This is a genomic window from Marmoricola sp. RAF53 (genome assembly GCF_052114005.1).
Lineage (GTDB): Bacteria > Actinomycetota > Actinomycetes > Propionibacteriales > Nocardioidaceae > Marmoricola.
The window spans coordinates 250,325-276,791 of sequence record NZ_JBFRDX010000007.1; the positions used below are offsets into that span (position 1 = coordinate 250,325).

Genomic DNA, 26,467 nt, shown 5'->3' on the forward strand with positions numbered 1-26,467 from the left:
CGTATCGGGGACGGACGTCAGGTGAGGGCGTTGTCGCGGGTGCGCCAGACGTTGACGAGCACGGCGACGAGGACCACGCCGCCGCGGACGACCTGCTGGGCATAGGGGTTCACGTTGAGCAGCACCATGCCGTTGAGCAGCGCGGCGATGAAGAGGACGCCGATGATCGTGCCCACGACGGTGCCCTTGCCGCCCGAGAGCGCCGCGCCGCCGATGATGGTGGCGGCGATCGCGTCGAACTCGAGGCCGTTCCCGATGGTGCTGTTGCCCGAGGAGAGCAGCGCGCTCTGCAGCAGGCCGGTCAGAGCCGCGGCCATCGCGACGATCACCATCACCTGGATCTTCACCCGGCGCACGTTGATGCCCGACAGGTTCGCCGACTTCGCGTTGCCGCCGACCGCGTAGATGGAGCGTCCGAAGACGGTCTTCTTCGCGACCACGCCGATCACGACGAAGACGGCGACGAAGTACAGGGCCGGCACCGGGATGCCGAGGACCCGGCCGTCGCCCCAGTAGAAGAACTTGCTCGAGTCGATCGGCAGCGGGAAGTTGTTGGTGAGGAGCTGGGCGAGCCCGCGCAGGGCCAGGTAGAGCGCCAGGGTGGCGATGAAGGTCGGCACCCCGAAGTAGGCCCGGACCGCGCCGGCGAACGCCCCGATCGTGCCGGCGATCAGCAGCACCAGCACCACCGCGAGCACCATCGGGAGGCCGTGCTTGGCCACGAACACCCCGAGGAGCGAGGACGAGAGCGCCGCCATCGAGCCGACCGAGATGTCGATCTCACCCGACACGATGACCAGCGTCATCGCCATCGCCACGATGCCGAAGAAAGCGGCGTTCTGAAGGATCGCGAGCTGGTTCGACGTGGTCATGAAGACCGGCGATGCGAACGACAGCACGACGTAGAGCGCGATGAACACGGCCAGCAGGCCGAGGCCGTCCCACGCCTTGATGCGCTGGAACAGGCCGCCGAGAGCGCTGCCCTCCGACTGCCGCCCCGCGGTGGCGTCCATGGTGGTCATTCTCAATCATCTTCTTTCATGGCCAGGGCAAGGATGCGTTCCGCGCTTGCCTGCGGTCCGACGAGCTCTTCGCGGTCCCGACCCGAGCGCAGGACGATGACGCGGTCGCAGACCAGCGCCAGCTCCTCGAGCTCGGAGGACACGAAGAGGGAGGAGACGCCGTCCTGGGCGAGCTCCCGGATGAGGCTGTAGATCTGGGTCTTCGCGTGGATGTCGATCCCGCGGGTCGGTTCGTCGAGGAGGAGCACCCGCATGTCCGCGGCCAGCGCCCGGCCGATGACGGCCTTCTGCTGGTTACCTCCGGAGAGCGTGCCGACCTCCTGGGCCGCCGACGAGGACCGGATCGCGAGCTGGTCGATCGTCCGGCGCTGCAGCGCCGCCTCGCGTCCGTCGCGGACCCAGAACCTGGGCAGCACCCGCCCGCGCGCGGTGAGCACCACGTTCTCGCCGACACCGAGCGCGGGCACGATGCCCGCGCCTTTCCGGTCCTCGGAGATCATCGCGATCTGGCGGGCGAGCATCTTGCGCGGGCGGCGCCGACGTACGGGCGAGCCGCCGACCAGCACCTCGCCGGTCACGTCGTGCCGCAGGCCGTAGATCGCCTCGAGCAGCTCGGTGCGACCGGAGCCGAGGAAGCCGGCGATGCCGAGCACCTCGCCGCGGTGCAGGTCGAAGCTGACGCTCTCGAGGACGCCGTCGACGGCGAGGTCCCGGACGGCCAGCACCACGGGCTCGCCGCTGCGGTCCTCGTGGGAGACCTCGCGGACCTCGGCCGCCTCGCCGGCGATCATCGCCGCGACCCGCTCCGGGCTGGCCTCGTCGATACCGAGGGTGCTGACCTCGCGCCCGTCGCGCATCACCGTCATCCGGTGGGCGACCTGCGGGATCTCCTTCATCCGGTGGGAGACGTAGATGATCGCGACGCCCGTCTCCGCCAGCCGGCGCACGAGCGCGAGGAGCACGTCGACCTCGGACGCGTTCAGCGCGCTCGTCGGCTCGTCGAGGATGAGGACGTCCGGCTCGTCGACCAGCGCCTTGGCGATCTCGACGAGCTGCTGCTGGGCGATCGGCAGGTTGCCGACGAGCTCCCAGGTGGGGAGCTGCGCGCCGAGGAGGTCGAGCGCCTTGCGGGCCTCGGCCTCGAGGCGGTCGGCCTGGATGAAGCCGAGGCCGCGGTTCGGCCACCGCCCCATCGTGATGTTCTCGGCGACGGTCAGCCCGGGGACCAGGCTGAACTCCTGGTGCACCACGCTGATCCCGCCGGCGCGGGCGGCGCCGGGGCTGTCCCAGGCGACCTCCTCGCCGCGGAGAGCGATCCGGCCGGAGTCGGGTCGCACCGACCCGGAGATCACGTTGACCAGCGTCGACTTGCCGGCGCCGTTCTTTCCGAGCAGCGCACGGATCTCGCCACGCCGGAGGGTGAAGTCCACGTCGACGAGGGCGTGCACCGCACCGAAGCTCTTGGTGAGTCCTCGGCAGTCGAGGACTGGGTCATCAGCAGTCATGAGTTCCTGACCTGGGATGAGGGGCCGAGCCGGCGCCAGGGACGGTGAGCGTACGGCGGGAGCGGTGGTCGGGGGCCGTTTTTCCGCGGCCCCCGACTGGCCATCTCGTAGGCACCCTGCGCCGTCTTGACCGGGTCCTGCCCGGTGGTGGCCTGCAGGATGTCGTCGCTGTCGAGCAGCATCTGCGCGAGCTGGGTGGAGATGTCGGTGCCGAACACCGGGATCTTCTTGCCGGCCTGCTTCACCGCCACGGTCGCACCGGTGGTGCCGCCGTCGTTGGAGGCCCAGAAGAGGTCGATGTCCTTGTGCGCGGTCATGATGTCGGTCGCGACGGTGGTCGACTTGTCGGCCAGGTAGGCCTCCTGGTCGGTCACGTACGACGCGGTCACGCCGCCGTCGGCGAGCGCCTTCTTGAAGCCGGCCTTGCGCAGCTTGCACGCCGAGGCGATGTCGCAGTTGAGGATCGCGATCTTGGCCTTGCCGCCGAGCTTCTCGGTGATGTACTTCGCGGCCACCTGGCCGGTGGCCGTGCCGAGCGCGGTGTTGTCGGACTGGATCACGCCCTTGACGATCGCCGGGTCGGTCTCCTCGTCGAGGCAGTTGCCGTAGCAGATCAGCGGGATGCCCGCGGCCGTCACCGACTTCATCGTCGCGATCGAGGCGTCACCGCCGGCCGGCTGCATGACGATCGCGTCGACCTTGCCCTGGATCATGTTCTGGACGACCTGGGCCTCGGTCGCGGGGTCGTTGTTCGAGAGACCGGTGGTCACGCTGCCACCGTCGGCCTTGACCGCCTTCTCCATGCCGGACTGGATGCCCTGGTAGTAGGTGTCGCCCTGGAGCATGACCAGGCCGATCTTGGGGCCCTTCGCGGTCGAGCCGCTTGCGCTGTCGCCGGCGCTGTTGGAGCACGCCGCGACGGACATCGCGGTGAGGGCGGCGAGGACGCCGACGGCGGCGACGCGACGACGCGACCCCACGCGGGTGACGCGATTGAAGCTGAACATCATGGTCTCCTTCTGGGCCCTCGGGGCACCCATCCGATGCAACATCGTTGCGCTGAACGAGACTAGTGAAGTGCCCCAGGTCACACCCTGTCAAGCATCTGGTGCAACAATGTTCCATTAAATGAGATCTTTTGAGATGTGGGTGCGCCGTCCTCAGACGTCCAGCTCGGCCGCGGTCGGCGGGTCGGCGCCACGCCGCGACACGGTGATCGCGGACGCCCGGCCCGCGCGCCGGAGCACCTCCTCCCAGGTCGCGAGCGGGAGCGTGGCCAACGCGTCCCGGGCGGCACCTCCGAGCAGGTCGCGCCGGCGGAGACCGTCGACGACCGCCGCGATGAAGGTGTCCCCCGCGCCGATCGTGTCGACCACCGCCACCGGTTCGGCCGGCGCGAGCACCTCGCCGAGGGCGGTGAGACAGCGCGACCCCGCCGGCCCCAGGGTGAGCACGACCGCGCCCACCCCCAGGTCGAGGAGGTGGGCCGCCGACTCCTCGACCGAGGAGTCCGGGCGCCAGGCGAGCAGGTCCTCGTCGGAGGCCTTGACCACGTCGCTGAGCCGGACCAGCGCCTCGATGCGGGTGCGGGCGGCGGCGTCCACCGGCACCGCCGCGGGACGCGCGTTGAGGTCGTAGCTGATCGTCGCGGTCGCCCGGAGCTCCGCGGCCAGCCCGGCGACGACGTCGGCGCCCGGCGGGACCAGCGCCCCGATCGACCCGAGGTGCAGGTGCGTCCAGGTGACGCCCGGGTCCGGCACCGGCAGGGCGCCGTCGAGGTCGAAGGTGTACGTCGCGGCACCGTCGGCGCCGAGGGTCGCGACCGCCCTCGACGTGCGGGCGAGCACGTGCGGATCGGCGGCGAACCGGACCCCGGCCGCGGCCAGGTGCTCGTCCAGGAGGCGCCCGTCCGCGTCGTCGGCGTACGCGGTGAGCAGCCGGACCGGCGCACCGAGCCGGGCCAGCGACACGGCCACGTTGGCCAGGCTCCCGCCGGGGCTCGGCACGCCGTCGACGAGGTCGACCAGCGACTCCCCCGCGACCAGGATCACCGGACACCCCCCTCGCGCAGACTGAGCGCCGCCGAGCGCAGCGGGTCGCTCGGGAGCAGGGCCGCGTGCATCGAGTGGTAGAGGTCCGGGCGACCCGGCCACACCGAGTCGGCGGGACGCAGGTCCGGCGTGAGCTGGTGCTGCCAGGACCCGGTCGCGGGATCGATCCAGTGCTCGACGGCATGGGCCCACCAGGTCGCGTACTGGTCGTCGTACCGGGCCTCACCGGCGGCCGCGTGCAGCGCCGCCGCGGCGCAGATCGCCTCGCAGACCACCCAGTGCATCCGGTCCCGGACGACCGGCCGGCCGTCCCAGTCGGTGGTGTAGACGAACCCGTCGGCACCGTCGACCCCCCAGCCGTCGCTGACCGCCCGGTCGTAGAGCGCCCGCGCGGCGGGGAGCCGGTCGCCGACGCCGAGCACGAGCCGGGACCACTCCAGGCCGTGGCCGACGGTGGCGCCGTACGGCTCGAACGGGTGGTCCGGCTGGTCCCGGTGGTGGTCCGGCAGCGGCCGCCAGTCGACGTCGAAGTGCTCCGGCACCCGCCAGTCGAAGTCCTCGGCCCACCGCAGGACCCGGTCGGTGATCGCGACCGCGCGGTCGCGGTGGGCCCGGGCGATCTCCGGGTCGCCGGTGGCGTCGGCCGCAGCCAGGCTCGCCTCGACGACGTGCATGTTCGCGTTCACGCCGCGGTAGTCGTCGAGCCGCGTGAACGCGCGGTCCCAGCGCTCGGCGTACAGGCCCTGGTCGGTGCGGAAGCGGTCGAGCGCGCTCGTCGCCTCCGCCAGCAGCGCGGGCCCACCGGGCCGGCCCGCGACGGTGACCGTCGATGCCGCGAGCAGCACGAACGCGTGCGTGTACGCCGACTTGGTGCCGTCCACGGTCCCGTCCGGGGCGACCGCCGCGACCCAGCCGCCGTGCTCGTCGTCGTGCAGCCGACCGGTCAGGCCGGCTACCGCGACGTCGGCGAGCTCGCCCGCACCGGCGACGCCGAGCAGCGACCCGAGCGCGTACACGTGTGCCATCCGCGCGGTGATCCAGGTGTGCACCGGGCGTCCGAGATCCGGCTGCCCGTCGGCGCCGAGCCAGGCCGCCCCGCCCTGCGGGTGCGGGAAGCGGCGGCCGAAACCGAGCTGGAGCCCGGCCTGCTCGCGGAGCCAGGCCTGGTGGTCGGGGTCGAGGCGGCGAGCGTCCATGCGCCCATCCTGCCGGGACGCCACGCCGTGTCCAGCGCACCTCCGGCCTCTCCCCGGGCGGCCCGGGGAAACTCAGCGGAGCGCCCGGTGCGCGACGAGCTCAACGCGAACGGAGAGAAGGACGCATGACCGACACCCCCGACGTCGACGCCAGCAAGGTGCTCGTCGAGAACCGCGACCACGTCCTGGTACTCACCCTGAACCGCCCGGAGGCACGCAACGCCGTCGACGGGGACGTCTGGTTCCTGATCGGGGACGCCCTGGAGAAGGCGCAGGACGACCCGGAGGTCCGCTGCATCGTGCTCACCGGTGCCGGCGACCTCGCGTTCTCGGCCGGCCTCGACCTCAAGGCCCTGGCCACCGGGACGCTGAACATCCCGCCGCGGATGGCGCGGTACGGCTTCGCCGGCTTCGTCCGGCACTTCACCAGCAAGCCGGTGATCGCCGCGGTGAACGGCAAGGCCCTCGGCGGCGGCACCGAGCTGGCGCTGGCCTGCGACCTGATCGTGGCCTGCGAGAGCGCCTCCTTCGGCCTGCCCGAGGTCAAGCGCGGCCTGATCGCGGGCGGTGGCGGGGTCTTCCGGATCACCGAGGTGATCCCGCGGAAGATCGCGCTGGAGCTGCTGATGACCGGCGAGCCGATCTCCGCGACGGAGGCGGCGCGCTGGGGCCTGGTCAACCGGGTGGTCCCGGACGGCACCGCCCTGGACGGTGCGCTGGCGCTGGCCGCGGAGATCGCGAAGAACGCGCCGTTGGCGGTGCAGGCGAGCAAGCGGCTCGCCTACCGGATCGTCGACGGCGAGCCCGAGGGCGAGGCCCGGATGTGGGCCGAGAACGACCAGGAGATCGGCGGCGTCTTCGCCAGCGCGGACGCGCAGGAAGGCCCGCGGGCCTTCGCCGAGAAGCGCGACCCGATCTGGCAGGGGAAGTAGTCGTGACAGCCGCACCGGAGTTCCCCGAGCTCGGCTTCTACGGCCTCGCCGGCCACAGCGACAACCCCGGCGACCTGATCGACGAGGTCCGTCGCGCCGAGGAGATCGGCCTCGGCGCCGTGTTCCTCTCCGAGCGGTTCAACTACAAGGACGCCGCGGTGATGGCCGGGATGGCCGCCGCCGCGTCGACCCGGATCGGCATCGCGACCGCGGCGACCAACCACAACACCCGGCACCCGCTGGTCACGATGACGATGGGCTCGACCCTGCACCGCGCCACCGGCGGTCGCTTCTGCCTCGGCCTGGGCCGCGGCTTCGCGCCGCTGTTCGACATGATGGGCGTCCCGCGGATCACCAACGCCCAGCTCACCGACGCCTTCGACGTGCTGCGCCGGCTCTGGGCCGGGGAGCAGTTCGGCCACGACGGCCCGATCGGCAGCTACCCGTTCCTGTTCCCGCTCAGCCCGCTCGACGAGCGGATCCCGCTGCTGATGGTCTCCATCGGTCCGAAGTCGATGGCGCTGGCCGGCCGGATCGCCGACGCGGTCGTGCTGCACACCTTCATGACCGACGAGGCGGTGGCCCGCTCGGTGGCCGCCGTACGACGCTCGGCCGAGGCGGCCGGGCGCGACCCGGCCTCGGTGCGGATCTGGGCGTGCACGGCGGTCATCGACGAGAACGCGATGGACGAGCAGACCCGGCTGCGCAAGACCGTCGGGCGGCTGGCCACCTACCTGCAGGGGTACGGCGAGACGCTCGTCGACGCCAACGGCTGGGACCCGGCGCTGCTGCGGAAGTTCAAGGCCGACCCGTTCGTCACCGGGTTCTCCGGCGCCTTCGACGCGGTCGGCACCACCGACGACCTGCAGCACCTCGCCGACCACGTGATCCCGGCCGAGTGGCTGGCCGCGCACATCACCGGCGATGCCCGCAGCTGTGCCGTCCAGGTCCGCGACCAGTTCGGCGCGACCGGCGTGGACAGCATCATCCTGCACGGGGTGAACCCGGACCAGCTCGCGGACGTGACCGCGGCGTACCGCGAGGTCCGCTCGCCGGACGTCCCGGCGCTGCCGGCGAACCCGGGGTGGATGCGCTGACCGTGCGGTCTGCTCAGCCCTCGGGAGGGAGGTCCGGAGGCAGGTCCGGGTCCTGCCAGGGCGGCAGCTGGGCGAGGGCCGTCTGCACCAGCGCGGTCCGGGCCAGCACGACGGCCTTGCGCCGCATCCGGCCACCGTCGGCGTCGGTGTGCTCCTCGACCGCGGCCCGCACCTGCGCCGCCGTGTACGACGGCCGCTCGCCGTGCACCCGCGGCACGTCGGGCAGCGACGCGAGGACCGGGAGCAGCTGAGTCCCGAGCGCGTCGAGCAGCTGGTAGCGGCCGTAGCCGCCGAGGTCGCGCCAGGCGTCCTCGAGGTCGACCCGCCCCTTGCGGATGTCCTTGTCCTGCGCGGCCAGGGTCGCCTTGGCGACGCCGGTGAGCGCGGCGGTCAGCTCGGCCTCGGAGAATTGCACGCGCCCAGGATGACCCAGGGACGGGCCTCGGACACACCTGGGGGCGCCCACCGGACCTTGACGCTCACGCGGCGGCGTCCTAGACAGGAATCGGACCCAGGAGGCGCCATGGAGCACAAGACACTCAACACCGTCATCCACGCGGCGTTCCGCCGCGACCTCGGCCGCTTCGACGCGGCCCTCGACGCCGACGACGGCGCCCTGGCCGACCGGCTCGGAGTCGCCTGGGACAACTTCGCGGCCCAGCTCCGCCAGCACCACGAGGACGAGGAGACGATCTTCTGGCCGGCCTTCCGCGAGCTCGGCTTCGACCCGGTGATCGCCGCCGAGCTGGACTCCGAGCACCAGCGGATGGTCGACGCGCTTCGCGAGGCGGATGCCCGGATGCAGGCCTACCGGGCCGCCCCGAGCGCGACCAGCGCCGCGACGGCCCGGAACGCGGTGGTCGAGCTCGGCAGGGTCCTGACCAACCACCTCGAGCACGAGGAGCACGACCTCGAGCCGTGGGCCGCCCAGCAGCACGACACCCCGCAGCTCCAGGCGTGCGCGAAAGCGGTCCGCAAGGCGCACCAGCACGGTGCCGGCACCTTCTTCGCCTGGCTCTCCGACGGCGCGGGGCCGGAGGAGACCGCGATGATGAAGCGGCAGATGCCCGCGCCGGTGCTCTGGGGGCTCACCACCTTCGGGGGCCGTGGTTACCGCAAGCGGATCGCGTCCACCTGGGCCTGAGCGACCGGGTCAGCCGCAGGACGTCGCGCCGACGCGGGCCAGCCCGGCGAGGTCGCCGGGGCCGTAGTCGAGCACGCCGACGTTCTCGGCGTACATCAGCTCGTGCCGGTCCGGCACGTGCGCGAGACCGACCAGGTGCCCGAACTCGTGCAGCACGATCGCGTAGGCACTGGCCTTGCCGACGTCGGTGGTCCCGAGCGCTTCGAACGCGTCGGCGTCCAGGGTGATCCCGCCGGTCACGAAGCGCAGCCTCCCGGAGGCGTCGGGCGCGGGCACACTGCCACCGATCCCGGCGACCGCTCCGCTCAGCTGGCCGACCTCGTCGGCCCTCGCCCAGGAGACCAGCACCGGCCGGGTGCGCGGACGACCGAGGAACGACGGCACGTGCATGGTCTTCCAGCGCGGGCGGTCGTTGGTGAGGCCGTCGTACTCGAAGCGCAGGCCGGCGTCGGTGCCGACGTGGTCCATCGCGGCACGGATCATGTCGAGGCCGTCGGCCGGCGCGTGGTCGAGGTTGACCCGGACGTGGATCGGGCGGCACGGGTCGTAGCCGACAGGCTCGTCCGGCCTGCCCGGCTGGTGGGCGAGGAACGCGTAGGCGCCGGCATCGGCGACCTGGCGCGCGGGAGCGAGCCGCTCCGGACGGCTGCCGAGGACGGCCCGTACCTCCGGCGGCAGCACCGACGGGACGAACACGAGCACCGCCGCGAGCACCGCGAGGGTGACGACCCACGGGATCATCCCGCGTACGTCGACACGCTCGGACCGGGCCACACCACGACGCTAGGGCATGCCCCCCGCCGCGGACAGGCGTCAGTCGAGGACGGTGAAGGACCCGACCTTGTAGAGGCGCATCGCCAGCGCGATCGCGGCCGGCGTGAGCACGGCGACGGGGACGAGGAGCAGCAGGCGGCCGGCGTCGTGCACCGCGGCCACGGTGCCGTGCAGCCAGGCGGCCCACACCTCGTCGTGGTAGTCGACGGCAGGGTCCCGCTCCCAGCTGGCGACCTCGATGGTCTCGTTCTGCTCCATGGTCATGCCTCCTCGCACGTCCTACTCCCCACGAGGTTCTGATCGGCGGGCGCCGGCGACTCCTTCGCAACTTCCTGAAAAAGCCTCAAAACGGACATCGCGGCGCCGATGCTCCCTTCATCACTTCGAAGCCCAGGGAGGTGCCATGAACACGACACGAGACGTCTTCGTCCTCTCGGGTGGCGCGGCACGCGGCGCAGTACAGGTCGGCATGATGCAGACGCTGGTCGAGGCGGGCATCACGCCTTGCGGCTTCGTCGGGACCTCGGTCGGCGCGCTCAACGCGGCGTTCCTCGGGGCCGGTGTGAGCATCGACCGGGTCCACGACCTGGCCGACCGCTGGCAGCGGCTGCGCACCCGCGACATCTTCCCGGGCGGCAACCTGGCCCGACTCGCGCACCTGGCGCAGCGCCGTCCCTGCCTGTTCTCCTCCGACGCGCTGCGCGACCTCATCGACGAGTGGGTCCCGGTACGCCGCCTGGAGGACCTCGCGGTCCCGGTCCGGGTCACCACCACGCCGCTGGCCAGCAACGCCGCGGCGTACCACGACCACGGCGACCTGGCGCCGCTGCTGCTCGCCTCCGCCGCCGTTCCGGGCGTCTTCGCACCGGTCGACCTCCAGGACGCCGACGGCCGGCTGGTGCCGCACGTCGACGGCGGGGTCGCCGACCTCGTCCCCGTCGCCGGCGTCCCGCCGCTGGCGCCGACCCGGGTGTTCGTGCTCGACGCCACCGTCCCCGCCCGGCTGCCGAACGCGCGCACGCCGATCGAGATCCTGGTGGCCAGCCTGGGCGTGGCGATGCGGGTCCGGCCGTTCCCCACGCTCCCCGGCGTCGAGGTGCACCACGTGCACACCGCCGACCTGGGCACCCGGATGACCGACTTCACCCGCACCGCCGACCACCTCCGCCTCGGCCGCCGCGCCGCCGCCGAGGTGGTCGAGCAGATCCAGGCCGCCGTCCCGGCCCGCCGGCGCCGGTGGGGCCGCCTGCACCACGCGGCCTGACGCGCAGGGCCCCAGCCGAGTTGAATAGCCGGCATGACCGTCCACTACGAACCCAGCGGCGACCTCGTCACGATCACGATCGACCGGCCGGAGGTGCGCAACGCCGTCGACGGACCCACGGCGGAGGCGCTGGCGGACGCGTTCCGGGCCTTCGAGGCCGACGACGCGCTCTCCGTCGCGGTGCTGACCGGCGCCGGCGGCACCTTCTGCGCGGGCGCGGACCTCAAGGGCCTGGCCACCGACCGGGCGAACCGGCTGGCGCCGGACGGCGACGGGCCGATGGGGCCCAGCCGGATGCGGCTGAGCAAGCCGGTGATCGCCGCGGTGGAGGGCCACGCGGTGGCCGGCGGCCTGGAGCTGGCGGTCTGGTGCGACCTGAGGGTCGTGGCCTCGGACGCGGTCTTCGGCGTCTTCTGCCGCCGCTGGGGCGTCCCGCTCATCGACGGCGGCACGATCCGGCTGCCGCGCCTGATCGGTCAGTCGAGGGCACTGGACCTGATCCTCACCGGACGGGCGGTGGCGGCCGACGAGGCCCTGGCGATCGGCCTGGCCAACCGGGTGACGGAGCCGGGCGGGGCGCTGGCGGGCGCCCACGCGCTGGCGGCCGAGATCGCGGCCTTCCCCCAGGTCTGCCTGCGCGGCGACCGGGCCAGTGCACTGGCGCAGTGGTCGCTGGACGAACCGGCGGCGCTCCTCGCCGAGTTCGAGATCGGACTGGGCGCGGTCAGCGCGGAGGCGCTGGAGGGCGCGGCGCGGTTCGCGGCCGGCGCGGGCCGGCACGGCAGCTTCGACGAGGCCTGAGTCCCGCCGGACGGACGCCCCCGGAGCGCGCTCGAGCCCGGCGCCGTGACGGCACCGGGCTCGTGCAGGTGGTTCTGTGGATCAGTCGGCTGCGCCGCGCTGATCAGTCGGCTGCGCCGCGCTGATCAGTCGGCTGCGCCGCGCTGGGTCGGGATGACCCCGCCCAGGAGCTCCTTGACCTCGGCCTCGCGGTAGCGGCGGTGCCCACCCAGGGTGCGGATGGCGCTCAGCTTGCCGGCCTTGGCCCAGCGAGTGACCGTCTTGGGGTCGACGCGAAACATCGCAGCCACCTCGGCGGGCGTCAGGAGGGTCTCGTTCTCGGCATTGTTCTGCATCGTGTTGCCCCTTGGATCTGGTTCTTTGCTGCTTGAGGACTCGTTGAGCATGACACTCGCGGCGAAGCGTGTAAAGCCGACCAAACGGACATCGACTTTCCGGTCTAGACCGAAGGACAAACCGGACAACACGTGCGTAACCGAAAGCCGTTTTGATCGTACGCCGTCAACGACTGGACACCCGTCAGGTCACGGGCACGACCGAAACGGGTCGCGGCAGGACCGCAACCCGTCGGGGTGTCGCTCAGTCGCGCGAGGACGAGGGCGTCCCCGCCCAGTCGTCGTACTCGTCGTACTCGTCCTGTGCCGGGGCGGAGTCGGTGCTACCGGACTCTCCGTGCAACTCGTTGGCCAGCGCCCCGAAGTCGGTCTCGTGAGTCCGGTACTTCAGATCACGAGCAACTTTGGTCTGCTTCGCCTTAGCTCGGCCGCGTCCCATCCGGGTCGACCCCCTCGCACACTTGGCCGGCGCTCTACGGCTGCCGGTCGGATTCATCGTCTCGTGTGTCCAACCGTACCTGCCCGGGGGTGATTCCCGCACATCAGATCGACTGGTGACACCCGCGGCAGGCGCGAAAGAGGTCAGGCGTTGTCCCCGACGAGCCGTACGACGCCGCCCGCACCGGGCTCCGCCGCCTCGATGCCCCCGGCGACCCAGGCCTCGACCTCGTGCTCGGCGAGCAGCGCGATCGCCCGGTCGGCGTCCTCGGCGGCCGTCAGGGCCACCATGCCGACGCCGCAGTTCAGCGTCTTCTCCAGGTCCTCGCGGGCCACCGACCCGGTGCGCTGGACGAGCTCGAAGACCGGAGGCAGTGCCCAGGTGCTGCGGTCCAGCGTCGCGGTGACCTCGGCGGGGAGCACCCGCTCCAGGTTCGCGGCCAGGCCGCCCCCGGTGATGTGCGACATCGCGTGCGTGTCGGTCCCGCGGGCCAGGGCCAGGCACGCCTTGGCGTAGATCCGGGTCGGCTCGAGGAGCTCCTCGCCGAGGGTGCGGCCGAGCTCGTCGACGTGCTCGGTGAGGCTGCGGCCGGCTTGCTCCAGCAGGACGTGCCGGACCAGCGAGTACCCGTTGGAGTGCAGTCCGCTGGAAGCCATCGCGATGACCACGTCGCCCGGGCGGACCAGCTCGGCACCCAGCAGCGCACCGGCCTCGACCACGCCGGTGGTGGACCCGGCGACGTCGTACTCGTCCGGACCGAGCAGGCCCGGGTGCTCGGCGGTCTCGCCGCCGATGAGCGCGCAGCCGGCCTGCACGCAGGCCTCGGCGATGCCCTGGACGATCGCCGCGATCCGCTCCGGCACGACCTTGCCGGTGGCGATGTAGTCGGTGAGGAAGAGCGGCTCGGCCCCGCAGACGACGAGGTCGTCGACGAGCATCCCGACCAGGTCGAAACCGATGGTGTCGTGCTTGTCGAGCGCCTGGGCGATCGCGACCTTGGTGCCGACGCCGTCGGCCGAGCTGGCCAGCAGCGGCCGGTCGTAGGCCTTCAGCGCGCTCGCGTCGAAGAGACCGGCGAACCCGCCGATGCCGCCGACCATCTCCGGGCGGCGGGCCTTCTCGATCCAGACCTTCATCAGCTCGACGGCCTTGTCGCCGGCCTCGATCGAGACTCCGGCGGCTTCGTAGGTAGACATGATTTCCTTACGGTCGGTCGAGCGCGTCGGTCGCACCGCCACCGGCGAGCGAGGCCGCGAGGCCGTCGACGTCCAGGGCGCGGTCGGGAATCACGGAGGTGGCCTCGAGCAGGTGCTTGCCGAGCAGCTCCGGCTCCGGCAGCGGCACCGGGTAGACGCCGTCGAAGCAGGCCCGGCAGAGGTTGTCCGAGGGCACCGTGGTGGCCTCGACGAGCTCCTCCAGGGAGATGTAGGCGAGCGAGTCGGCGTCGATCGACGCGCAGATCTCCTCGGTCGACAGCCCGTTCGCGATCAGCTCGGCGCGGGTGGCGAAGTCGATGCCGTAGAAGCACGGCCACTTCACCGGCGGGCTGGAGATCCGCACGTGCACCTCGCGGGCACCGGCCTCGCGCAGCATCCGGATCAGCGCCCGCTGGGTGTTGCCACGGACGATCGAGTCGTCCACGACCACCAGCCGCTTGCCCTCGATGACGTCGCGCAGCGGGTTCAGCTTGAGCCGGATGCCGAGCTGCCGGATCGTCTGGCTCGGCTGGATGAAGGTCCGGCCGACGTAGGAGTTCTTGACCAGGCCGACGCCGTACGGGATGCCGCTGGCCTCGGCGTAGCCGATCGCGGCCGGCGTGCCGGACTCGGGCACCGGGATGACCAGGTCGGCGTCGGCCGGGAACGACTTCGCCAGCCGCCGCCCGATCTCGACGCGGACGCTGTGCACCCGCTGGTTGGAGATCCGGGTGTCCGGGCGGGCGAGGTAGACGAACTCGAAGAGGCAGCCCTTCGGCTCCGGCTCGGCGAACCGCCGGGTGCGCAGGCCGTCCTCGTCGACGGCGATCATCTCGCCGGGCTCGATCTCGCGGATGTAGGAGGCGCCGACGATGTCGAGGGCCGCGGTCTCCGAGGCGACCACCCAGCCGCGCTCCAGCCGGCCCAGCACGAGCGGCCGGATGCCCTGCGGGTCGCGGGCGGCGTACAGGGTGCCCTCGTCCATCCACACGAAGCAGAACGCGCCCTTGACCTGCGGCAGCAGCTCGGCGGCGCGGTCCTCCAGGGACTTGTCCGGGTGGTGCGCGAGCAGCGCGGTCACCAGCGAGGTGTCGTTGGTGCTGGTCTCCAGGGCCCGTGCGTGGATGTCCAGCTCGCCGGAGTCGCTGGGCAGGTCCGCGACCATCTGGGCGAGGTCGCTGGTGTTGGTCAGGTTGCCGTTGTGGCCGAGCGCGATCGAGCCGTGCGCGGTCGGGCGGAACGTCGGCTGGGCGTTGTGCCAGGTGCTCGCGCCCGTGGTCGAGTAGCGCGCGTGGCCGATCGCCAGGTGGCCCTTGAGCGAGGACAGCGTGGACTCGTCGAAGACCTGCGAGACCAGGCCCATGTCCTTGTAGACCAGGATCTGGCGCCCGTTGCTGACCGCGATCCCGGCCGACTCCTGACCGCGGTGCTGGAGCGCGTAGATGCCGTAGTAGGCGAGCTTGGCGACGTCCTCGCCGGGAGCCCAGACGCCGAAGACGCCGCAGGCGTCCTGGGGTCCACGATCCTGCGGGTCGATCTCGTGCGTCAGTCGACCGTCTCCGCCGCGGCGGGAGGGCTGTCCAGGGCTGGCCACACGGAGATTCTACGGGCGAATCGAAGCCAGGTTCGCCAGCAGCAGCGTCTCGGCGAGACAGACCCGCTCGAACTCGGCCAGGTGCAGCCCCTCGTTGGCGCCGTGGGCCCGGGTGTCGGGGTCCTCGACCCCGGTCACCAGCACGCTGGCCCGCGGGAACGCGGTGAGGAACTCGGCGATGAACGGGATCGAGCCGCCCACGCCCATGTCGACCGGCCGGACCCCGTCCCAGGCCTGCGTGAACGCGTCCCGCGCCACGTCGTACGCCGGCCCGGTGGCGTCGATCGCGGTCGCCTCGCCGGTGTCGACGACGGTGATCCCGAGCTCGGCCCCCCAGGCGACGTGCTCCTCGAGGTGCTTCTTCAGGCAGTCCAGCGCGTTGGCGGTGGTGTCGCCGGGAGCGATCCGCAGCGAGATCCGGGCCCGGGCGGCCGGCACCAGGGTGTTGCTGGCGCCGAACACCTGCGGCGCGTCCAGGCCGGTGATGCTGAGCGCGGGCTTGGTCCAGAGCCGCTCGACGACCGGGCCGGACCCGATCCAGCGGATCCCGGGGACCGCCCCGGACTCGGCGCGCAGCCGCTCCTCGGGGTACTCGACGTCGTCGGCCGGGCCGGAGTGCAGGCCGGTGATCGCGACGTTGCCCTCGTCGTCGTGCAGGCTGGCGATCAGCCGGGCCAGGGTCATCAGCGAGTCCGGCACCAGGCCGCCCCACATCCCCGAGTGCACCGCGTGGGTGAGTGTGCGGACCTCGACGTCGACGCGGACCAGGCCGCGCAGGCTGGTGGTCAGCGCCGGGACGCCGATGTCCCAGTTGCCGCTGTCGGCGATCACGATGACGTCGGCGGTGAGCGCGTCCTTCTCCTGCGCCAGCAGCGCGGGGAGCGAGTCCGAGCCGACCTCCTCCTCGCCCTCGATGAACATCGTCACCCCGATCGCGAGGTCGTCGCCGAGCGCCCGGATCGCGGCCAGGTGCGCACAGATGCCGGCCTTGTCGTCGGCGGCGCCGCGGGCGTAGAGCCGGCCGTCGCGCTCGGTCGGCACGTAGGGCGGGCTGTCCCAGTCGGCGTGGTCGTTCTCGGGCTGGACGTCGTGGTGGGCGTAGAGCAGCACGGTCGGCGAGCCCGCCGGTCCCGGCCGGTGCGCGATCACGGCCGGTGCCGCGCCCTCCTCGGCGCGCGCGATCCGGGAGTCGAAGCCCTCCGCGGCGAACAGGTCGCGCACGGCTTCGGCGCTGCGCTCGACCTCGCCGGCGCGGGCCGGATCGGCGCTGACCGACTCGATGCGGACCAGGTCCTCCAGGTCCGAGCGGATGCCGGGGAGGACGGCCTGGACACGGGCGCGGAGATCGTCGAGAGCCATGGGGGTCATGCTGGCACGCCCGTCCAGATTCCGGGACTCCGGCCCGGTTCGTCGTACCCTTTCGCGAACGTGCCCGGCAGCGCTCACCCGGCAGGAACCAGATGCCCCAGGACGAGAACCCGTCGACCGGCAGTCCGTCCTCGGACCCCGGGACGGACACGCCTGCCCCCGCGAACGTCGCGGGCGGCATCCCGAAGCTGCCGCCGCTCGACCTCGAGGCCGAGCTCGCCCAGGACGGCCCGACCCGCACCGCACCGCTCTTCGACCGGCGTCCGGCGGCGCTGAAGAACCCGGCCGAGCTGCCCGAGCCCGGGGAGCGCAAGGACCTGACCGAGGCCATCTACGAACGGGTCGCCGACGACCTCAGCTGGCTGGAGAAGCCCGTCCCCAGCGACGAGGAGCAGGCCGCCAGGCAGGCCCGCAAGGAGGCGCACAAGAAGAAGGTCCGCAGCCGGCGGCGGAAGAAGCGGATCGCGATCGGCGCGGCGGTCGCGGCCGGCACGGTCCTCGTCCTCTCGCTGGCCTGGTTCGCCTACGTCTTCGGCGGCCTCTCCCGGATGCCCAGCGTGCACGGGCAGACCGGCGCGAGCACCCCGGGCACCAACTACCTGCTGATCGGCACCAACCCGGCGGAGCCGGTGGAGGGCCGCGCGGCCCGGGCCGGCTGGCGCAGCGACCTGGTCAACAGCGACCTGGTGATGCTCGTGCACGTCACCGCCGACGGCCGGTCGACGTACGTGATCTCGATCCCGGGCGACAGCGCCGTGAAGATCCCCGGGCACGGGTTCGGCAAGCTCTCCGACGCGTTCAAGGCCGGCGGTGCGCCGCTCTACGTGCGGACGGTCGAGGAGGTCACCGGCGCCCGGCTCGACCGGGTGATGACGCTCGACCTCAACGCGCTCCGCGAGATCGTGGACGTCCTCGACGGGGTCGTGGCCGACGTCCCGGCGGGCGCCTGCGACGACCCGGCCGGTCCGCGGCGCTTCGACGGCCAGGGCGCGCTGGACTACATCGCGCTCCAGGACTGCATGCCGCGCGGCGACCTCGACCGGGTCGCCCGCCAGCAGAGCCTGTTCAAGGCGATCATGCGCGGCGCCCTGGACGGCGGCACGGTGACGCACCCGTTCCGGGTCAACAGGCTGCTGCACGAGGGCTTCTCGCACCTCACCGTGGAGGACGACTTCTCCTACCCGGACATGCTCGGGACGCTCTGGTCGATGCGCCGGATGCGGACCAGCAACACCACGTTCCTCACGGTCCCGACGGCGGCGGCGCAGCCCAACGTCACCGTCAAGGACGTCGACTACGTCCGCATCGACGACGCCGGCGCGGCAGAGCTGTGGCAGGCGCTGCGGACCGACCGGATCGCCGAGTACATCGCGCTCAGCGGGATCCCGACGACCTGACCTCGCTGGTTGAGGAGGGCCGGCACGGCCCGTCTCGAAACCTCAGGTCAGCGGGAGGTACGCCGACAGGTCGGTGCGCTCGCCGGAGGCCCGCACCCGGCCGGAGTCGACCGCCTCGGTCCAGGCCAGCTCGCCGGTGGCCACCGCGATCCAGGTCTCCGGGTCGGTCTCGACGACCGCGCGCGGGGTGCCGCGGGTGTGCCGCCCGCCCTCGACGGCCTGGACCGCCCCGAAGGGCGGCACCCGGACCTCGACGGAGTGCCCGGGCGCCTTCTCGGCCAGCAGGGCGAGGTAGTGCTTGGTGAGCCGCTTCTGCTCGGCGCGATCCACGACCTCACCCCGTCTCGACAGGCTCGACGACCAGGAGGTCAGGCCAGCGCGGCCGGCAGGGTCGCCGACCAGGCGGTGCGGATCTCGCTGAGCGGGAGGGTGAACTGCCCGGCGACCTCGACGGCGTCGCCGCCGGTGGTGCCGATCCGGGCGGCCGGCACGCCGTGGCGTCCGGCGAGCGCGGTGAGCGCGTCCACGTCGCCCGCGTCCACCGTGACGAGCACCCGCCCGGCGGACTCGGAGAAGAGCGCCACGAACGCGTCGCCGGCGACCTCCACCGAGGCACCGACGTCGTGGCGCAGCCCGGCCTCGACGAGCGCCTGGGCGAGCCCGCCGTCGGCGAGGTCGTGGGCCGAGGTGAGCAGGCCGACGCCGTCGACCAACAGCTCGGCGAGCGCCTTCTCGGCGGCCAGGTCGACCTGCGGCGGCAGCCCGCCGAGGTGCCCGTGCACGACCTTCGCCCACTCCGAGCCGGAGAGCTCCTCGCGGGTGGTGCCGAGCAGGAAGACGGCCTCGTCCGCGGCCTGGAAGCCCGTCGGGGTGCGCTTCGTGACGTCCTCGATGACACCGAGCACGGCGACCACCGGGGTCGGCAGGATCGCGGTCTCGCCGGTCTGGTTGTAGAGGCTGACGTTGCCGCCGGTGACCGGGATGCCGAGCTCCAGGCAGCCGTCCTTGAGGCCGCGGCAGGCCTCGGCGAACTGCCACATCACGTCCGGGTCCTCCGGCGAGCCGAAGTTCAGGCAGTCGCTGATCGCCAGCGGCTGGGCACCGCCGGTGGCGACGTTGCGGTAGGACTCGGCGAGAGCGAGCCGGGCGCCGGCGTACGGGTCGAGCTTGGCGAACCGGCCGTTGCAGTCGGTGGAGACCGCGACGCCGAGGTTGGTCTCCTCGTCGATCCGGATCATCCCGGAGTCCGAGGGCTGGGCGAGGACGGTGTTGCCGAGCACGTAGCGGTCGTACTGGTCGGTGATCCAGGACTTGTCGCAGAGGTTCGGGCTGGCTGCCAGGCGCAGGACGGTCTCGCGGAGCTCGTCTCCCGTCGCGGGCCGGGGCAGCGCCTCGGCACGGTCGGCCTGGAGCGCGTCCTGCCAGTCCGGGCGGGCGTACGGCCGCTCGTACGTCGGCCCGTCGTGCGCGACCGAGCGCGGCGGCACGTCGACCACCCGCTCGCCGTGCCAGTCGATGTGCAGCCGGCCGGAGTCGGTGACCTCGCCGACGACGACGGCCTCGACGTCCCACTTCGCGCAGATCGCCATGAAGGCGTCGACGTCGGCGGGCTCGACGACCGCCATCATCCGCTCCTGCGACTCGCTCATCAGGATCTCCTCCGGCGCGAGCGTGGAGTCGCGCAGCGGGACCCGGTCCAGCTCGACGTGCATGCCGCCGTCGCCGGCGCTGGCCAGCTCGGAGGTGGCGCAGGAGAGGCCCGCGCCGCCGAGGTCCTGGATGCCCGCGACCAGGCCGGCCGCGAAGATCTCCAGGGTGCACTCGATGAGCAGCTTCTCCATGAACGGGTCGCCGACCTGGACGCTGGGCCGCTTGGCGGGGCCGTCCGCGTCGAAGGTCTCGGAGGCGAGCACCGAGACGCCGCCGATGCCGTCGCCGCCGGTGCGGGCGCCGTACAGGATGACCTGGTTGCCGACGCCCGACGCCTTGGCCAGGTGCAGGTCCTCGTGGCGGAGCACGCCGACGCAGAGCGCGTTGACCAGCGGGTTGCCGAGGTAGGTCTCGTCGAAGACGGCCTCGCCGCCGATGTTCGGCAGCCCGAGGCAGTTGCCGTAGCCGCCGACGCCGGCGACGATCCCGGGCAGCACCCGGTGGGTGTCGGGCGCGTCCAGCGGGCCGAAGCGGAGCGGGTCCATCACCGCGACCGGCCGGGCGCCCATCGCGAGGATGTCGCGGACGATGCCGCCGACGCCGGTGGCCGCACCCTGGTAGGGCTCCACGAACGACGGGTGGTTGTGCGACTCGACCTTGAAGGTGACCGCGTAGCCCTGGCCGACGTCGATCACGCCGGCGTTCTCGCCGATGCCGGCGAGGAGCCGTCCCGGCTCGCCGACCGGCGTCTCCTGCGGACTGTTCCGTCGCTGGCTGAGTTCCTCAGCCAGTTCGCTGAACTGCTTGAGGTGCACCTTGGTGGACTTGTACGAGCAGTGCTCGCTCCACATCACCGAGTACATCGCCAGCTCCGAGGAGGTCGGGCGGCGGCCGAGGATCTCGCGGATCCGGGCGTACTCGTCGGCCTTCAGGCCGAGGTCGGCCCAGGGCTGCTCGCGCCCCGGGTCCCCAGCGGCAACGGCAACGGTGTCGAGGGTGCTCACGCGCGCAAATCTATCCGGTCGGCCGCGGGCGTCCGACGTCGGTCCAACTCGGGACAAATAACGTCCCAAAGGGGATAATTCGGCTCGCGACACCCCTGCGCCCACTGTGACTGAAGTGACGCACGAGGTTAAAGTGGCCGCGCGTCCTTCCCCACGCTTGGAGTACACATGCTTTCCCAGCCCCGCCTCCGCAGGGTCGTCGCGGCCGTCGTCCTGGCGCTGACCGCCGGCGTCCTCGGCGTCACGGCGTCCGCACCGTCGACCGCCGACGCCGCCAACCCGATCACCCCGGGCAACTTCACCGGCTACGGGTTCGACCAGTGCGAGGCACCCAGCCAGAACGCGATGACCGCCTGGCTGAAGAGCTCCCCCTACCGGGCGGTCGGCATCTACATCTCCGGCTCGCTGCGCTACTGCCAGGCCCAGACCAACCTGACGCCGACCTGGGTCCGCACCCAGCTCGCCACCGGCTGGCGGCTGCTGCCGATCCACCTCGGCGCCCAGGCCTCCTGCAGCACCCGCGACCGCTACCAGAAGAACAAGATCAACCCGAGCTCCACCAACGACTACGCCGCCGCTCGCGCCCAGGGCCGGCAGGAGGCGGACATCGCCACCGCAGCCGCGAAGGCGCTCGGCCTCGCACCGCGGAGCACCATCTACTACGACCTCGAGTCCTTCCCGATGGACGACGCCGCCTGCAAGGCCTCGGCGCTCCGGTTCCTCTCCGACTGGACCAGCCGGCTCACCGCCAACGGCTACGTCTCCGGCGTCTACTCCAGCGCCGCCTCCGGCATCAAGGTCCTCGACAACGCCCGGGTGACCCCGGGCAACACGATCGTGCTGCCGTACCAGATCTGGATCGCCGACTGGAACGGCAAGGCGGACACGAGCTCGACGTACTTCCGCGCCGACGGCTGGCCCGGACGCCGGCTGCACCAGTACAAGGGCGGCCACAACGAGACGTACGGCGGCGTCACGATCAACATCGACAGCAACTACCTCGACCTGCGCGGGGCGCCGTACACGGCACCCGGCCCGGCCACCCCGGAGATCGCCAGCCCGACCGCGGACCCGAAGTGCACCACCGCCTCGATCAGCAAGGCGGCGTACCGCTACACCGACCCGCGCACCCGCAAGGGCCTGCACGTCGCGCTGCAGTGCCTGCTCAAGCAGCGCGGCCTCTACACCGCGATGGTCACCGGCAACTGGAACCCGCGCACGACCGCGGGCGTGAAGGCGTGGCAGAGGCGCGTCGGGCACCGCCAGCAGCGCTGGTTCACCCAGCAGGACTGGATCTCCCTGCTGGTGGCCGGCAACACCGGCAGCTACCTGACCCTGCAGGCCCGCGGCGCCGACGTGGTCCGCGTCCAGCGCGCACTGAACGCCTCCGGCTCGGCGGCGCTCAAGGTGACCGGCGTGTACGACGCCACCACCGCGAGGGCGGTCGGCGTCTACCAGGTCAAGCGCGGGCTCAAGCTCACCCGCGCGGTCGGCTCACCGACCTGGGCGCACCTGAAGGCCGGGCGCAACTAGCGGTTCAGCCCGCGAGGCTGGTGAAGAACCCCAGGCCGTCGGTGCCCGGGCCGCAGAGGTCCTCGATCGCGTGCTCCGGGTGCGGCATCAGGCCGACCACGTTGCCGGCCGCGTTGCTGATCCCGGCGATGGCGCGCTGCGAGCCGTTGGGGTTGCCCACGTAGCGGGCGACGACCCGGCCCTCGGCCTCGAGCATGTCCAGGGTCTGCTCGTCGGCGACGAACGAGCCCTCGCCGTTCTTGAGGACGATCGTGACCTCCTGGCCGGCCTCGTAGGCGTTGGTCCAGGAGGTCTTGTTGTTCTCGATGACCAGCGTCTGGTCCAGGCAGCCGAACTTGCGGTGGTCGTTGCGGATCAGCGCGCCGGGCAGCAGGTGCGACTCGCAGAGGATCTGGAAGCCGTTGCAGATGCCGAGCACCGGCATCCCGCCGTTGGCGGCGTCGACGACCTCGGTCATCACCGGCGCGAACCGGGCGATCGCCCCGCAGCGCAGGTAGTCGCCGTAGGAGAACCCGCCCGGGAGCAGGACCGCGTCCACGCCCTTGAGGTCGTGGTCGCCGTGCCAGAGCGCGACCGCCTCGTGGCCGGCGTGCCGGACCGCGCGCCGGGCGTCGGCGTCGTCGAGCGAGCCGGGGAAGGTGACGACCCCGACCTTCACGCCTGCTCCTCCGCGGTGAGCACGCGGACCGCGTAGTCCTCGATCACCGGGTTCGAGAGCAGCGTCTCGGCCATCTTCTCGACCTCCGCGAGCACCGCGTCGGTGATCTCGCCCTCGACCTCCAGCTCGAACCGCTTGCCCTGGCGGACCTCGGTCACGCCGGTGAAGCCGAGCCGGGGCAGTGCACCCAGCACGGCCTTGCCCTGCGGGTCGAGGATCTCGGGCTTGGGCATGACGTCGACGACGACACGGGCCACGGGGCAACTCCTGGTCTCAGGGGTGGACGACACCTGAATCCTAGACGCCGCCGCGCGGGCCTCCGGCCGCAGGTCGCCAGGCGGGCGGCGTACCCGGCCAGGTCGCAGGCTCAGCCCGCGGCCACCGGGTGGTACGCGCAGTCGTCCTTCGCGTTGCTTGCCCTGCTCGGGACCTTCTCGGTGGTCGCCGGCGCGGTGCTGGCGTCCGCCGAGGTGCCGGCGGTCCCGGCCGCCGGGACGGCCGTCCCGGTGCCCGCCGGCGTCGCCTTCGGGGGGTGCAGGGCGGCCTGGACCGCGGCGTGCACGAAGTCGTAGTCCGGGTCGTCGGGGTGGAACTCGTCGCTGCGCTCGAAGCCGACCGACTTCATCGGCGTGCCCTTGACCTTGCTCGCCAGGCCGACGAACGCCGACAGCAGCGACTGCGGGATGTCGGTGCGGACGATCTCCTTGCTCGCGCTGGCGAGCTTCGTGTACCGCTTGAACATCGTGGTCGGGCTGGCCTCGTCGGCGATCGCGTTGATCGCGCAGCGCTGCCGCTCCATCCGCTTGTAGTCCGTCGAGCCGTAGCGGCCACGGGTGAACCAGAGCGCCTTGAAGCCGTCCAGCTTCTGGTTCGGCCCCGGCTGGAGGTAGTCGTCCGGCGCGATGTGCGCGTCGGTGTTGCCGCCGATCGGGACCGGCTCGTTGATGTTGACGGTGATCCCGCCCATCGCGTCGACCAGCTTGGAGAAGCCGGACAGGTTCACCAGCACGTAGTAGTCGACCCGCAGGCCGAGCGCGCCCGAGACCGCGAGCTTCACCGCGTCGGCGCCCTCGTTGTCGGAGTGCCCGAGGACGCCCGGGTGGACCGCGGGGACGTTGCGGTAGACCGCGTTGAGGAAGAACTCCGCGTTGTCCTGCCGGCCGTCGGTGAAGCCGTTCGGGTAGAGCTCGGCGAGCTTCGAGCCCGGCTTGAACGGCACCCGCTGCAGGTTGCGCGGGAGGCTGAACATCACCGTCGAGCCGGTCCTGGTGTTGATGCTGGCCAGGATCACCGAGTCGGTGCGCACGCCCGGGCGGTGGACGGCGCCGTCGCCGCCGAGCAGGAGCACGTTGACGCGCTTGCGCCTGCCCCACGGGTCCGCCGCGGTCGCCTTCGGCGTGGTCTGGCTGTCGGCGCCGTCGAACACGGTCTGGATCAGGTCGCGCTGCACGACGGCGTACTTGGCGCCGACGGCCATCGGCGCGCTCACCGCGGCGCAGAGCAGGGCCACGCCGGCCGCGCCGGCGATCCGCAGCATCCGCGGCGCCGTGCGCTTGCGGCTGCGGACGTAGATCCGGCAGATCATCGCGACCCAGAGCCACCAGACCACGAAGATGCCGGCCACGATCCACAGCAGCGCGGTCGGGTCGAGGGTGAGGTCGATCAGCCGGCGGCCGGCCACCTTCGCCACCACCAGCCCCACCAGGCCCAGCACGACGGCCGGGACCAGGGTCGCCATCAGGGCACGACGCAGCGCCCGCCCGACCTGGTCAGGGCGGGCCGCTCTGTGCCTCCCCCGCTGGAGCGGAGCAGGCTCGGATCCCCTCGGCACGGCCAGCAGCCTAAGTGACCGTGTGAAATCCCGCCCAATCCCGCGGAATCCCGCTGTGGACCGGACCGGGTCAGTGCCGGTCAGTACCGGGCCAGTAACGGGTCAGTCGACCAGCTCGCGCTTGAGGATCTTGCCGGTCGCCGTCATCGGCAGGGCGTCCACGAAGGCGACCATCCGCGGGTACTTGTACGCCGCCATCTGCTCCTTGCCCCAGGCCAGCAGCTCGTCCTCGGTGACCGTCGCGCCCTCGGTGCGGATGACGAACGCCTTGATCTCCTCGCCGTGCGACTCGTGCTTGACGCCGACGACGGCGGCCAGCGAGACGTCCGGGTGGGTCATCAGGACTTCCTCGACCTCGCGCGGGTACACGTTGTAACCGCCGCGGATGATCATGTCCTTGGACCGGTCGACGATGTAGTAGAAGCCGTCCTCGTCGCGGCGGGCCAGGTCGCCGGAGCGGAACCAGCCGTCGCGCATGACCTCGGCGGTCGCCTCCGGCCGGTTCAGGTAGCCCTTCATGATGCAGTGGCCGCGGATCGCGATCTCGCCGATCACGTCGGCGCCCTCGACGGTGTTCCAGTCCTCGTCGATCAGCTTCACCTCGACGCCCCAGATCGGGATCCCGATCGAGCCCGGCCGCGGGTCGCGGTCCGGGTCGCTGAAGGTCGCGACCGGTGAGGTCTCCGAGAGGCCGTAGCCCTCCAGGATGCTGATCCCGAGCTTGGCCTTCACGTCCTTGATGATCTCCACCGGCAGGCTGGCGCCGCCGGAGACGCCGACGCGGAGGTTGGCAGCGATCTTGGCGACGTCCACCTGCCCCTCCTGAGACGCAGCGTCGAGGGCGCCGAGCAGGCCCCACCACATCGTCGGGACGCCCGCGAAGAACGTCACCTCCTCCGACTGCAGCAGCGACAACGCCGGGCCCGCCTCGAAGCGCGGCAGCAGCACCAGCGTGGCGCCCATCGAGAAGCCCGCGTTCATCTGCACCGAGGAGCCGAAGGAGTGGAACAGCGGCAGCGTCACCAGGTGCACGTCGGTGCCGGGCGTCGAGCCGAACAGCCGGTTGCAGGTGAGCGCGTTGAGCAGCAGGTTCGCGTGCGAGAGCTCCGCGCCCTTCGGCTGCCCGGTGGTGCCGGAGGTGTAGAGGATGACCGCGGTCGCGGTCTCGTCGCCGAGCACGGACTCGAAGACCGGCGACTTCCCGGCCAGCGCCTCGGTCAGGGTCCGGGCGCCCGCCACCGGCGACGGCGCCGACGGGTCGGCGGTGATCACGATGAACTCGGGCCGGTTCTGCGCGCCCTCGACGCCGACCGCGCCCTCGGCCGCCATCGGGAGGTCCGGGGTGCCCTGGAAGCAGAAGTAGACCTTCGCGTCGGAGTCGTCGAGGTAGTAGCTGACCTCGCGGCCCTTGTTGAGCACGTTCATCGGGACGACGACGGCACCGGCCTTGAGGATCCCGTAGTAGACGATCGGGAAGTAGGGCAGGTTCGGGCAGGTCAGCGCGACCCGGTCACCGGGCTGCACACCCAGGTCGACGAGCAGGTTCGCGACCTGGTTGGCGGCCCCGTTCACCTGCGCGTAGGTCAGCCGGGTGTCGCCGAGCACGAGCGCGTCCCGCTCCGGGTAGCGACGGGCACTGTCCTCGAGGAAGATCGACAGGTTGTACACGGGCTGGC

26 protein-coding genes are annotated in these 26,467 nt (G+C 72.0%); 7 read left to right on the top strand and 19 right to left on the bottom strand.

The annotated features are described in order from the left end of the window. Positions 1 to 17: 17 nt before the first annotated feature. The 5 genes from AB4Y76_RS08960 to AB4Y76_RS08980 form a co-directional block, all read right to left on the bottom strand. Positions 18 to 1,022: an ABC transporter permease gene (locus AB4Y76_RS08960; protein WP_441924300.1), complete on the bottom strand. Its 1,005-nt coding sequence runs from the start codon at positions 1,020 to 1,022 to the stop codon at positions 18 to 20. Between the two features lie 2 nt (positions 1,023 to 1,024). Then, positions 1,025 to 2,527: a sugar ABC transporter ATP-binding protein gene (locus tag AB4Y76_RS08965; RefSeq protein WP_441924302.1), complete on the bottom strand. Its 1,503-nt coding sequence runs from the start codon at positions 2,525 to 2,527 to the stop codon at positions 1,025 to 1,027. Then, positions 2,524 to 3,534, bottom strand: a complete 1,011-nt coding sequence (locus AB4Y76_RS08970; RefSeq protein ID WP_441924304.1) for a substrate-binding domain-containing protein — start codon at positions 3,532 to 3,534, stop codon at positions 2,524 to 2,526. Before AB4Y76_RS08970 ends, AB4Y76_RS08965 begins: the two co-directional genes overlap by 4 nt. A 153-nt stretch (positions 3,535 to 3,687) precedes the next feature. Continuing rightward, positions 3,688 to 4,578: a PfkB family carbohydrate kinase gene (locus AB4Y76_RS08975; protein ID WP_441924306.1), complete on the bottom strand. Its 891-nt coding sequence runs from the start codon at positions 4,576 to 4,578 to the stop codon at positions 3,688 to 3,690. Further along, positions 4,575 to 5,774: an AGE family epimerase/isomerase gene (locus AB4Y76_RS08980; protein ID WP_441924308.1), complete on the bottom strand. Its 1,200-nt coding sequence runs from the start codon at positions 5,772 to 5,774 to the stop codon at positions 4,575 to 4,577. The genes AB4Y76_RS08975 and AB4Y76_RS08980 overlap by 4 nt, the downstream gene beginning before the upstream one ends. A gap of 125 nt (positions 5,775 to 5,899) precedes the next feature. On the opposite strand from AB4Y76_RS08980, the gene AB4Y76_RS08985 reads away from it, so the two are divergent. Further along, positions 5,900 to 6,706, top strand: coding sequence for a crotonase/enoyl-CoA hydratase family protein (locus AB4Y76_RS08985; protein WP_441924310.1), 807 nt, complete (start codon positions 5,900 to 5,902; stop codon positions 6,704 to 6,706). Positions 6,707 to 6,708: 2 nt separating this feature from the next. Continuing rightward, complete coding sequence (locus tag AB4Y76_RS08990) at positions 6,709 to 7,803, top strand: TIGR03857 family LLM class F420-dependent oxidoreductase (protein WP_441924312.1); 1,095 nt, start codon at positions 6,709 to 6,711, stop codon at positions 7,801 to 7,803. 13 nt (positions 7,804 to 7,816) lie between these two features. On the opposite strand, the gene AB4Y76_RS08995 is transcribed toward AB4Y76_RS08990, so the two are convergent. Continuing rightward, positions 7,817 to 8,218, bottom strand: coding sequence for a hypothetical protein (locus tag AB4Y76_RS08995; protein WP_441924314.1), 402 nt, complete (start codon positions 8,216 to 8,218; stop codon positions 7,817 to 7,819). Positions 8,219 to 8,326: 108 nt separating this feature from the next. On the opposite strand from AB4Y76_RS08995, the gene AB4Y76_RS09000 reads away from it, so the two are divergent. After that, positions 8,327 to 8,947, top strand: coding sequence for a hemerythrin domain-containing protein (locus tag AB4Y76_RS09000; protein WP_441924316.1), 621 nt, complete (start codon positions 8,327 to 8,329; stop codon positions 8,945 to 8,947). Between the two features lie 9 nt (positions 8,948 to 8,956). On the opposite strand, the gene AB4Y76_RS09005 is transcribed toward AB4Y76_RS09000, so the two are convergent. Then, a complete protein-coding gene (locus tag AB4Y76_RS09005; protein ID WP_441924318.1) occupies positions 8,957 to 9,721 on the bottom strand; it encodes a matrixin family metalloprotease in 765 nt (254 codons plus the stop codon). A gap of 39 nt (positions 9,722 to 9,760) precedes the next feature. After that, positions 9,761 to 9,979, bottom strand: a complete 219-nt coding sequence (locus AB4Y76_RS09010) for a hypothetical protein (protein WP_441924320.1) — start codon at positions 9,977 to 9,979, stop codon at positions 9,761 to 9,763. 145 nt (positions 9,980 to 10,124) lie between these two features. On the opposite strand from AB4Y76_RS09010, the gene AB4Y76_RS09015 reads away from it, so the two are divergent. Both AB4Y76_RS09015 and AB4Y76_RS09020 read left to right on the top strand, forming a co-directional pair. Further along, complete coding sequence (locus tag AB4Y76_RS09015; RefSeq protein WP_441924322.1) at positions 10,125 to 10,985, top strand: patatin-like phospholipase family protein; 861 nt, start codon at positions 10,125 to 10,127, stop codon at positions 10,983 to 10,985. A gap of 33 nt (positions 10,986 to 11,018) precedes the next feature. Next, positions 11,019 to 11,786: a crotonase/enoyl-CoA hydratase family protein gene (locus AB4Y76_RS09020; RefSeq protein ID WP_441924324.1), complete on the top strand. Its 768-nt coding sequence runs from the start codon at positions 11,019 to 11,021 to the stop codon at positions 11,784 to 11,786. A 125-nt stretch (positions 11,787 to 11,911) separates the two neighbouring features. Here AB4Y76_RS09020 and AB4Y76_RS09025 read toward each other — a convergent pair whose 3' ends face one another. From AB4Y76_RS09025 to AB4Y76_RS09045, 5 genes are all read right to left on the bottom strand, one after another. Next, entirely contained in the window at positions 11,912 to 12,121 is a 210-nt protein-coding gene (locus AB4Y76_RS09025) for a BldC family transcriptional regulator (protein WP_441924326.1), read from the bottom strand. A 244-nt stretch (positions 12,122 to 12,365) separates the two neighbouring features. Then, the gene (locus AB4Y76_RS09030; protein ID WP_441924328.1) at positions 12,366 to 12,617 is read right to left on the bottom strand and encodes a DUF3073 domain-containing protein; all 252 of its coding nucleotides are present in this window, start codon (positions 12,615 to 12,617) and stop codon (positions 12,366 to 12,368) included. Between the two features lie 86 nt (positions 12,618 to 12,703). Beyond that, positions 12,704 to 13,756 (bottom strand): phosphoribosylformylglycinamidine cyclo-ligase, encoded by a 1,053-nt coding sequence (gene purM / locus AB4Y76_RS09035; protein WP_441924330.1) that lies wholly within the window; start codon positions 13,754 to 13,756, stop codon positions 12,704 to 12,706. A gap of 7 nt (positions 13,757 to 13,763) precedes the next feature. Beyond that, positions 13,764 to 15,350, bottom strand: coding sequence for an amidophosphoribosyltransferase (gene purF, locus AB4Y76_RS09040; protein WP_441924332.1), 1,587 nt, complete (start codon positions 15,348 to 15,350; stop codon positions 13,764 to 13,766). A gap of 9 nt (positions 15,351 to 15,359) precedes the next feature. Beyond that, a complete protein-coding gene (locus AB4Y76_RS09045; RefSeq protein ID WP_441924334.1) occupies positions 15,360 to 16,709 on the bottom strand; it encodes a dipeptidase in 1,350 nt (449 codons plus the stop codon). A gap of 101 nt (positions 16,710 to 16,810) precedes the next feature. On the opposite strand from AB4Y76_RS09045, the gene AB4Y76_RS09050 reads away from it, so the two are divergent. Continuing rightward, a complete protein-coding gene (locus AB4Y76_RS09050) occupies positions 16,811 to 18,115 on the top strand; it encodes an LCP family protein (protein ID WP_441924336.1) in 1,305 nt (434 codons plus the stop codon). A 42-nt stretch (positions 18,116 to 18,157) separates the two neighbouring features. Here the strand turns inward: AB4Y76_RS09050 and AB4Y76_RS09055 are convergent, their stop codons facing one another. Together AB4Y76_RS09055 and purL are read right to left on the bottom strand one after the other, a co-directional pair. Continuing rightward, a complete protein-coding gene (locus tag AB4Y76_RS09055) occupies positions 18,158 to 18,445 on the bottom strand; it encodes a sterol carrier family protein (protein WP_441924338.1) in 288 nt (95 codons plus the stop codon). Between the two features lie 38 nt (positions 18,446 to 18,483). Beyond that, the gene (gene purL / locus AB4Y76_RS09060) at positions 18,484 to 20,769 is read right to left on the bottom strand and encodes a phosphoribosylformylglycinamidine synthase subunit PurL (protein ID WP_441924340.1); all 2,286 of its coding nucleotides are present in this window, start codon (positions 20,767 to 20,769) and stop codon (positions 18,484 to 18,486) included. 168 nt (positions 20,770 to 20,937) lie between these two features. Here purL and AB4Y76_RS09065 point away from each other — a divergent pair, with 168 nt between their 5' ends. Beyond that, on the top strand, positions 20,938 to 22,302 hold the full coding sequence (locus AB4Y76_RS09065) for a glycoside hydrolase domain-containing protein (protein WP_441924342.1): 1,365 nt from the start codon (positions 20,938 to 20,940) through the stop codon (positions 22,300 to 22,302). Positions 22,303 to 22,306: 4 nt separating this feature from the next. Here the strand turns inward: AB4Y76_RS09065 and purQ are convergent, their stop codons facing one another. The 4 genes from purQ to AB4Y76_RS09085 all read right to left on the bottom strand — a co-directional run bounded on the left by purQ (position 22,307) and on the right by AB4Y76_RS09085 (position 26,459). Further along, positions 22,307 to 22,960, bottom strand: coding sequence for a phosphoribosylformylglycinamidine synthase subunit PurQ (purQ, locus tag AB4Y76_RS09070; RefSeq protein ID WP_441924344.1), 654 nt, complete (start codon positions 22,958 to 22,960; stop codon positions 22,307 to 22,309). Further along, positions 22,957 to 23,217, bottom strand: coding sequence for a phosphoribosylformylglycinamidine synthase subunit PurS (gene purS / locus AB4Y76_RS09075; RefSeq protein WP_441924346.1), 261 nt, complete (start codon positions 23,215 to 23,217; stop codon positions 22,957 to 22,959). The genes purQ and purS overlap by 4 nt, the downstream gene beginning before the upstream one ends. Before the next feature lie 110 nt (positions 23,218 to 23,327). After that, positions 23,328 to 24,698, bottom strand: coding sequence for an LCP family protein (locus AB4Y76_RS09080; RefSeq protein ID WP_441924348.1), 1,371 nt, complete (start codon positions 24,696 to 24,698; stop codon positions 23,328 to 23,330). A 195-nt stretch (positions 24,699 to 24,893) separates the two neighbouring features. After that, a complete protein-coding gene (locus AB4Y76_RS09085) occupies positions 24,894 to 26,459 on the bottom strand; it encodes a long-chain-fatty-acid--CoA ligase (protein ID WP_441924350.1) in 1,566 nt (521 codons plus the stop codon). Positions 26,460 to 26,467 lie beyond the last annotated feature (8 nt).

Excerpts from the sequence above, each read along its gene's own strand:
- AB4Y76_RS09030 (WP_441924328.1), bottom strand. The coding sequence starts at position 12,617 with ATGAATCCGACCGGCAGCCGTAGAGCGCCGGCCAAGTGTGCGAGGGGG.
- AB4Y76_RS09045 (WP_441924334.1), bottom strand. The coding sequence starts at position 16,709 with ATGGCTCTCGACGATCTCCGCGCCCGTGTCCAGGCCGTCCTCCCCGGC.
- AB4Y76_RS08985 (WP_441924310.1), top strand. The coding sequence starts at position 5,900 with ATGACCGACACCCCCGACGTCGACGCCAGCAAGGTGCTCGTCGAGAAC.
- AB4Y76_RS09015 (WP_441924322.1), top strand. The coding sequence starts at position 10,125 with ATGAACACGACACGAGACGTCTTCGTCCTCTCGGGTGGCGCGGCACGC.
- AB4Y76_RS09080 (WP_441924348.1), bottom strand. The coding sequence starts at position 24,698 with ATGGCGACCCTGGTCCCGGCCGTCGTGCTGGGCCTGGTGGGGCTGGTG.
- AB4Y76_RS09025 (WP_441924326.1), bottom strand. The coding sequence starts at position 12,121 with ATGCAGAACAATGCCGAGAACGAGACCCTCCTGACGCCCGCCGAGGTG.
- AB4Y76_RS08970 (WP_441924304.1), bottom strand. The coding sequence starts at position 3,534 with ATGTTCAGCTTCAATCGCGTCACCCGCGTGGGGTCGCGTCGTCGCGTC.
- AB4Y76_RS09065 (WP_441924342.1), top strand. The coding sequence starts at position 20,938 with ATGCTTTCCCAGCCCCGCCTCCGCAGGGTCGTCGCGGCCGTCGTCCTG.
- AB4Y76_RS08960 (WP_441924300.1), bottom strand. The coding sequence starts at position 1,022 with ATGACCACCATGGACGCCACCGCGGGGCGGCAGTCGGAGGGCAGCGCT.
- purM (WP_441924330.1), bottom strand. The coding sequence starts at position 13,756 with ATGTCTACCTACGAAGCCGCCGGAGTCTCGATCGAGGCCGGCGACAAG.
- AB4Y76_RS09000 (WP_441924316.1), top strand. The coding sequence starts at position 8,327 with ATGGAGCACAAGACACTCAACACCGTCATCCACGCGGCGTTCCGCCGC.
- AB4Y76_RS08965 (WP_441924302.1), bottom strand. The coding sequence starts at position 2,527 with ATGACTGCTGATGACCCAGTCCTCGACTGCCGAGGACTCACCAAGAGC.
- AB4Y76_RS09010 (WP_441924320.1), bottom strand. The coding sequence starts at position 9,979 with ATGGAGCAGAACGAGACCATCGAGGTCGCCAGCTGGGAGCGGGACCCT.
- AB4Y76_RS08980 (WP_441924308.1), bottom strand. The coding sequence starts at position 5,774 with ATGGACGCTCGCCGCCTCGACCCCGACCACCAGGCCTGGCTCCGCGAG.
- AB4Y76_RS09050 (WP_441924336.1), top strand. The coding sequence starts at position 16,811 with ATGCCCCAGGACGAGAACCCGTCGACCGGCAGTCCGTCCTCGGACCCC.
- AB4Y76_RS09020 (WP_441924324.1), top strand. The coding sequence starts at position 11,019 with ATGACCGTCCACTACGAACCCAGCGGCGACCTCGTCACGATCACGATC.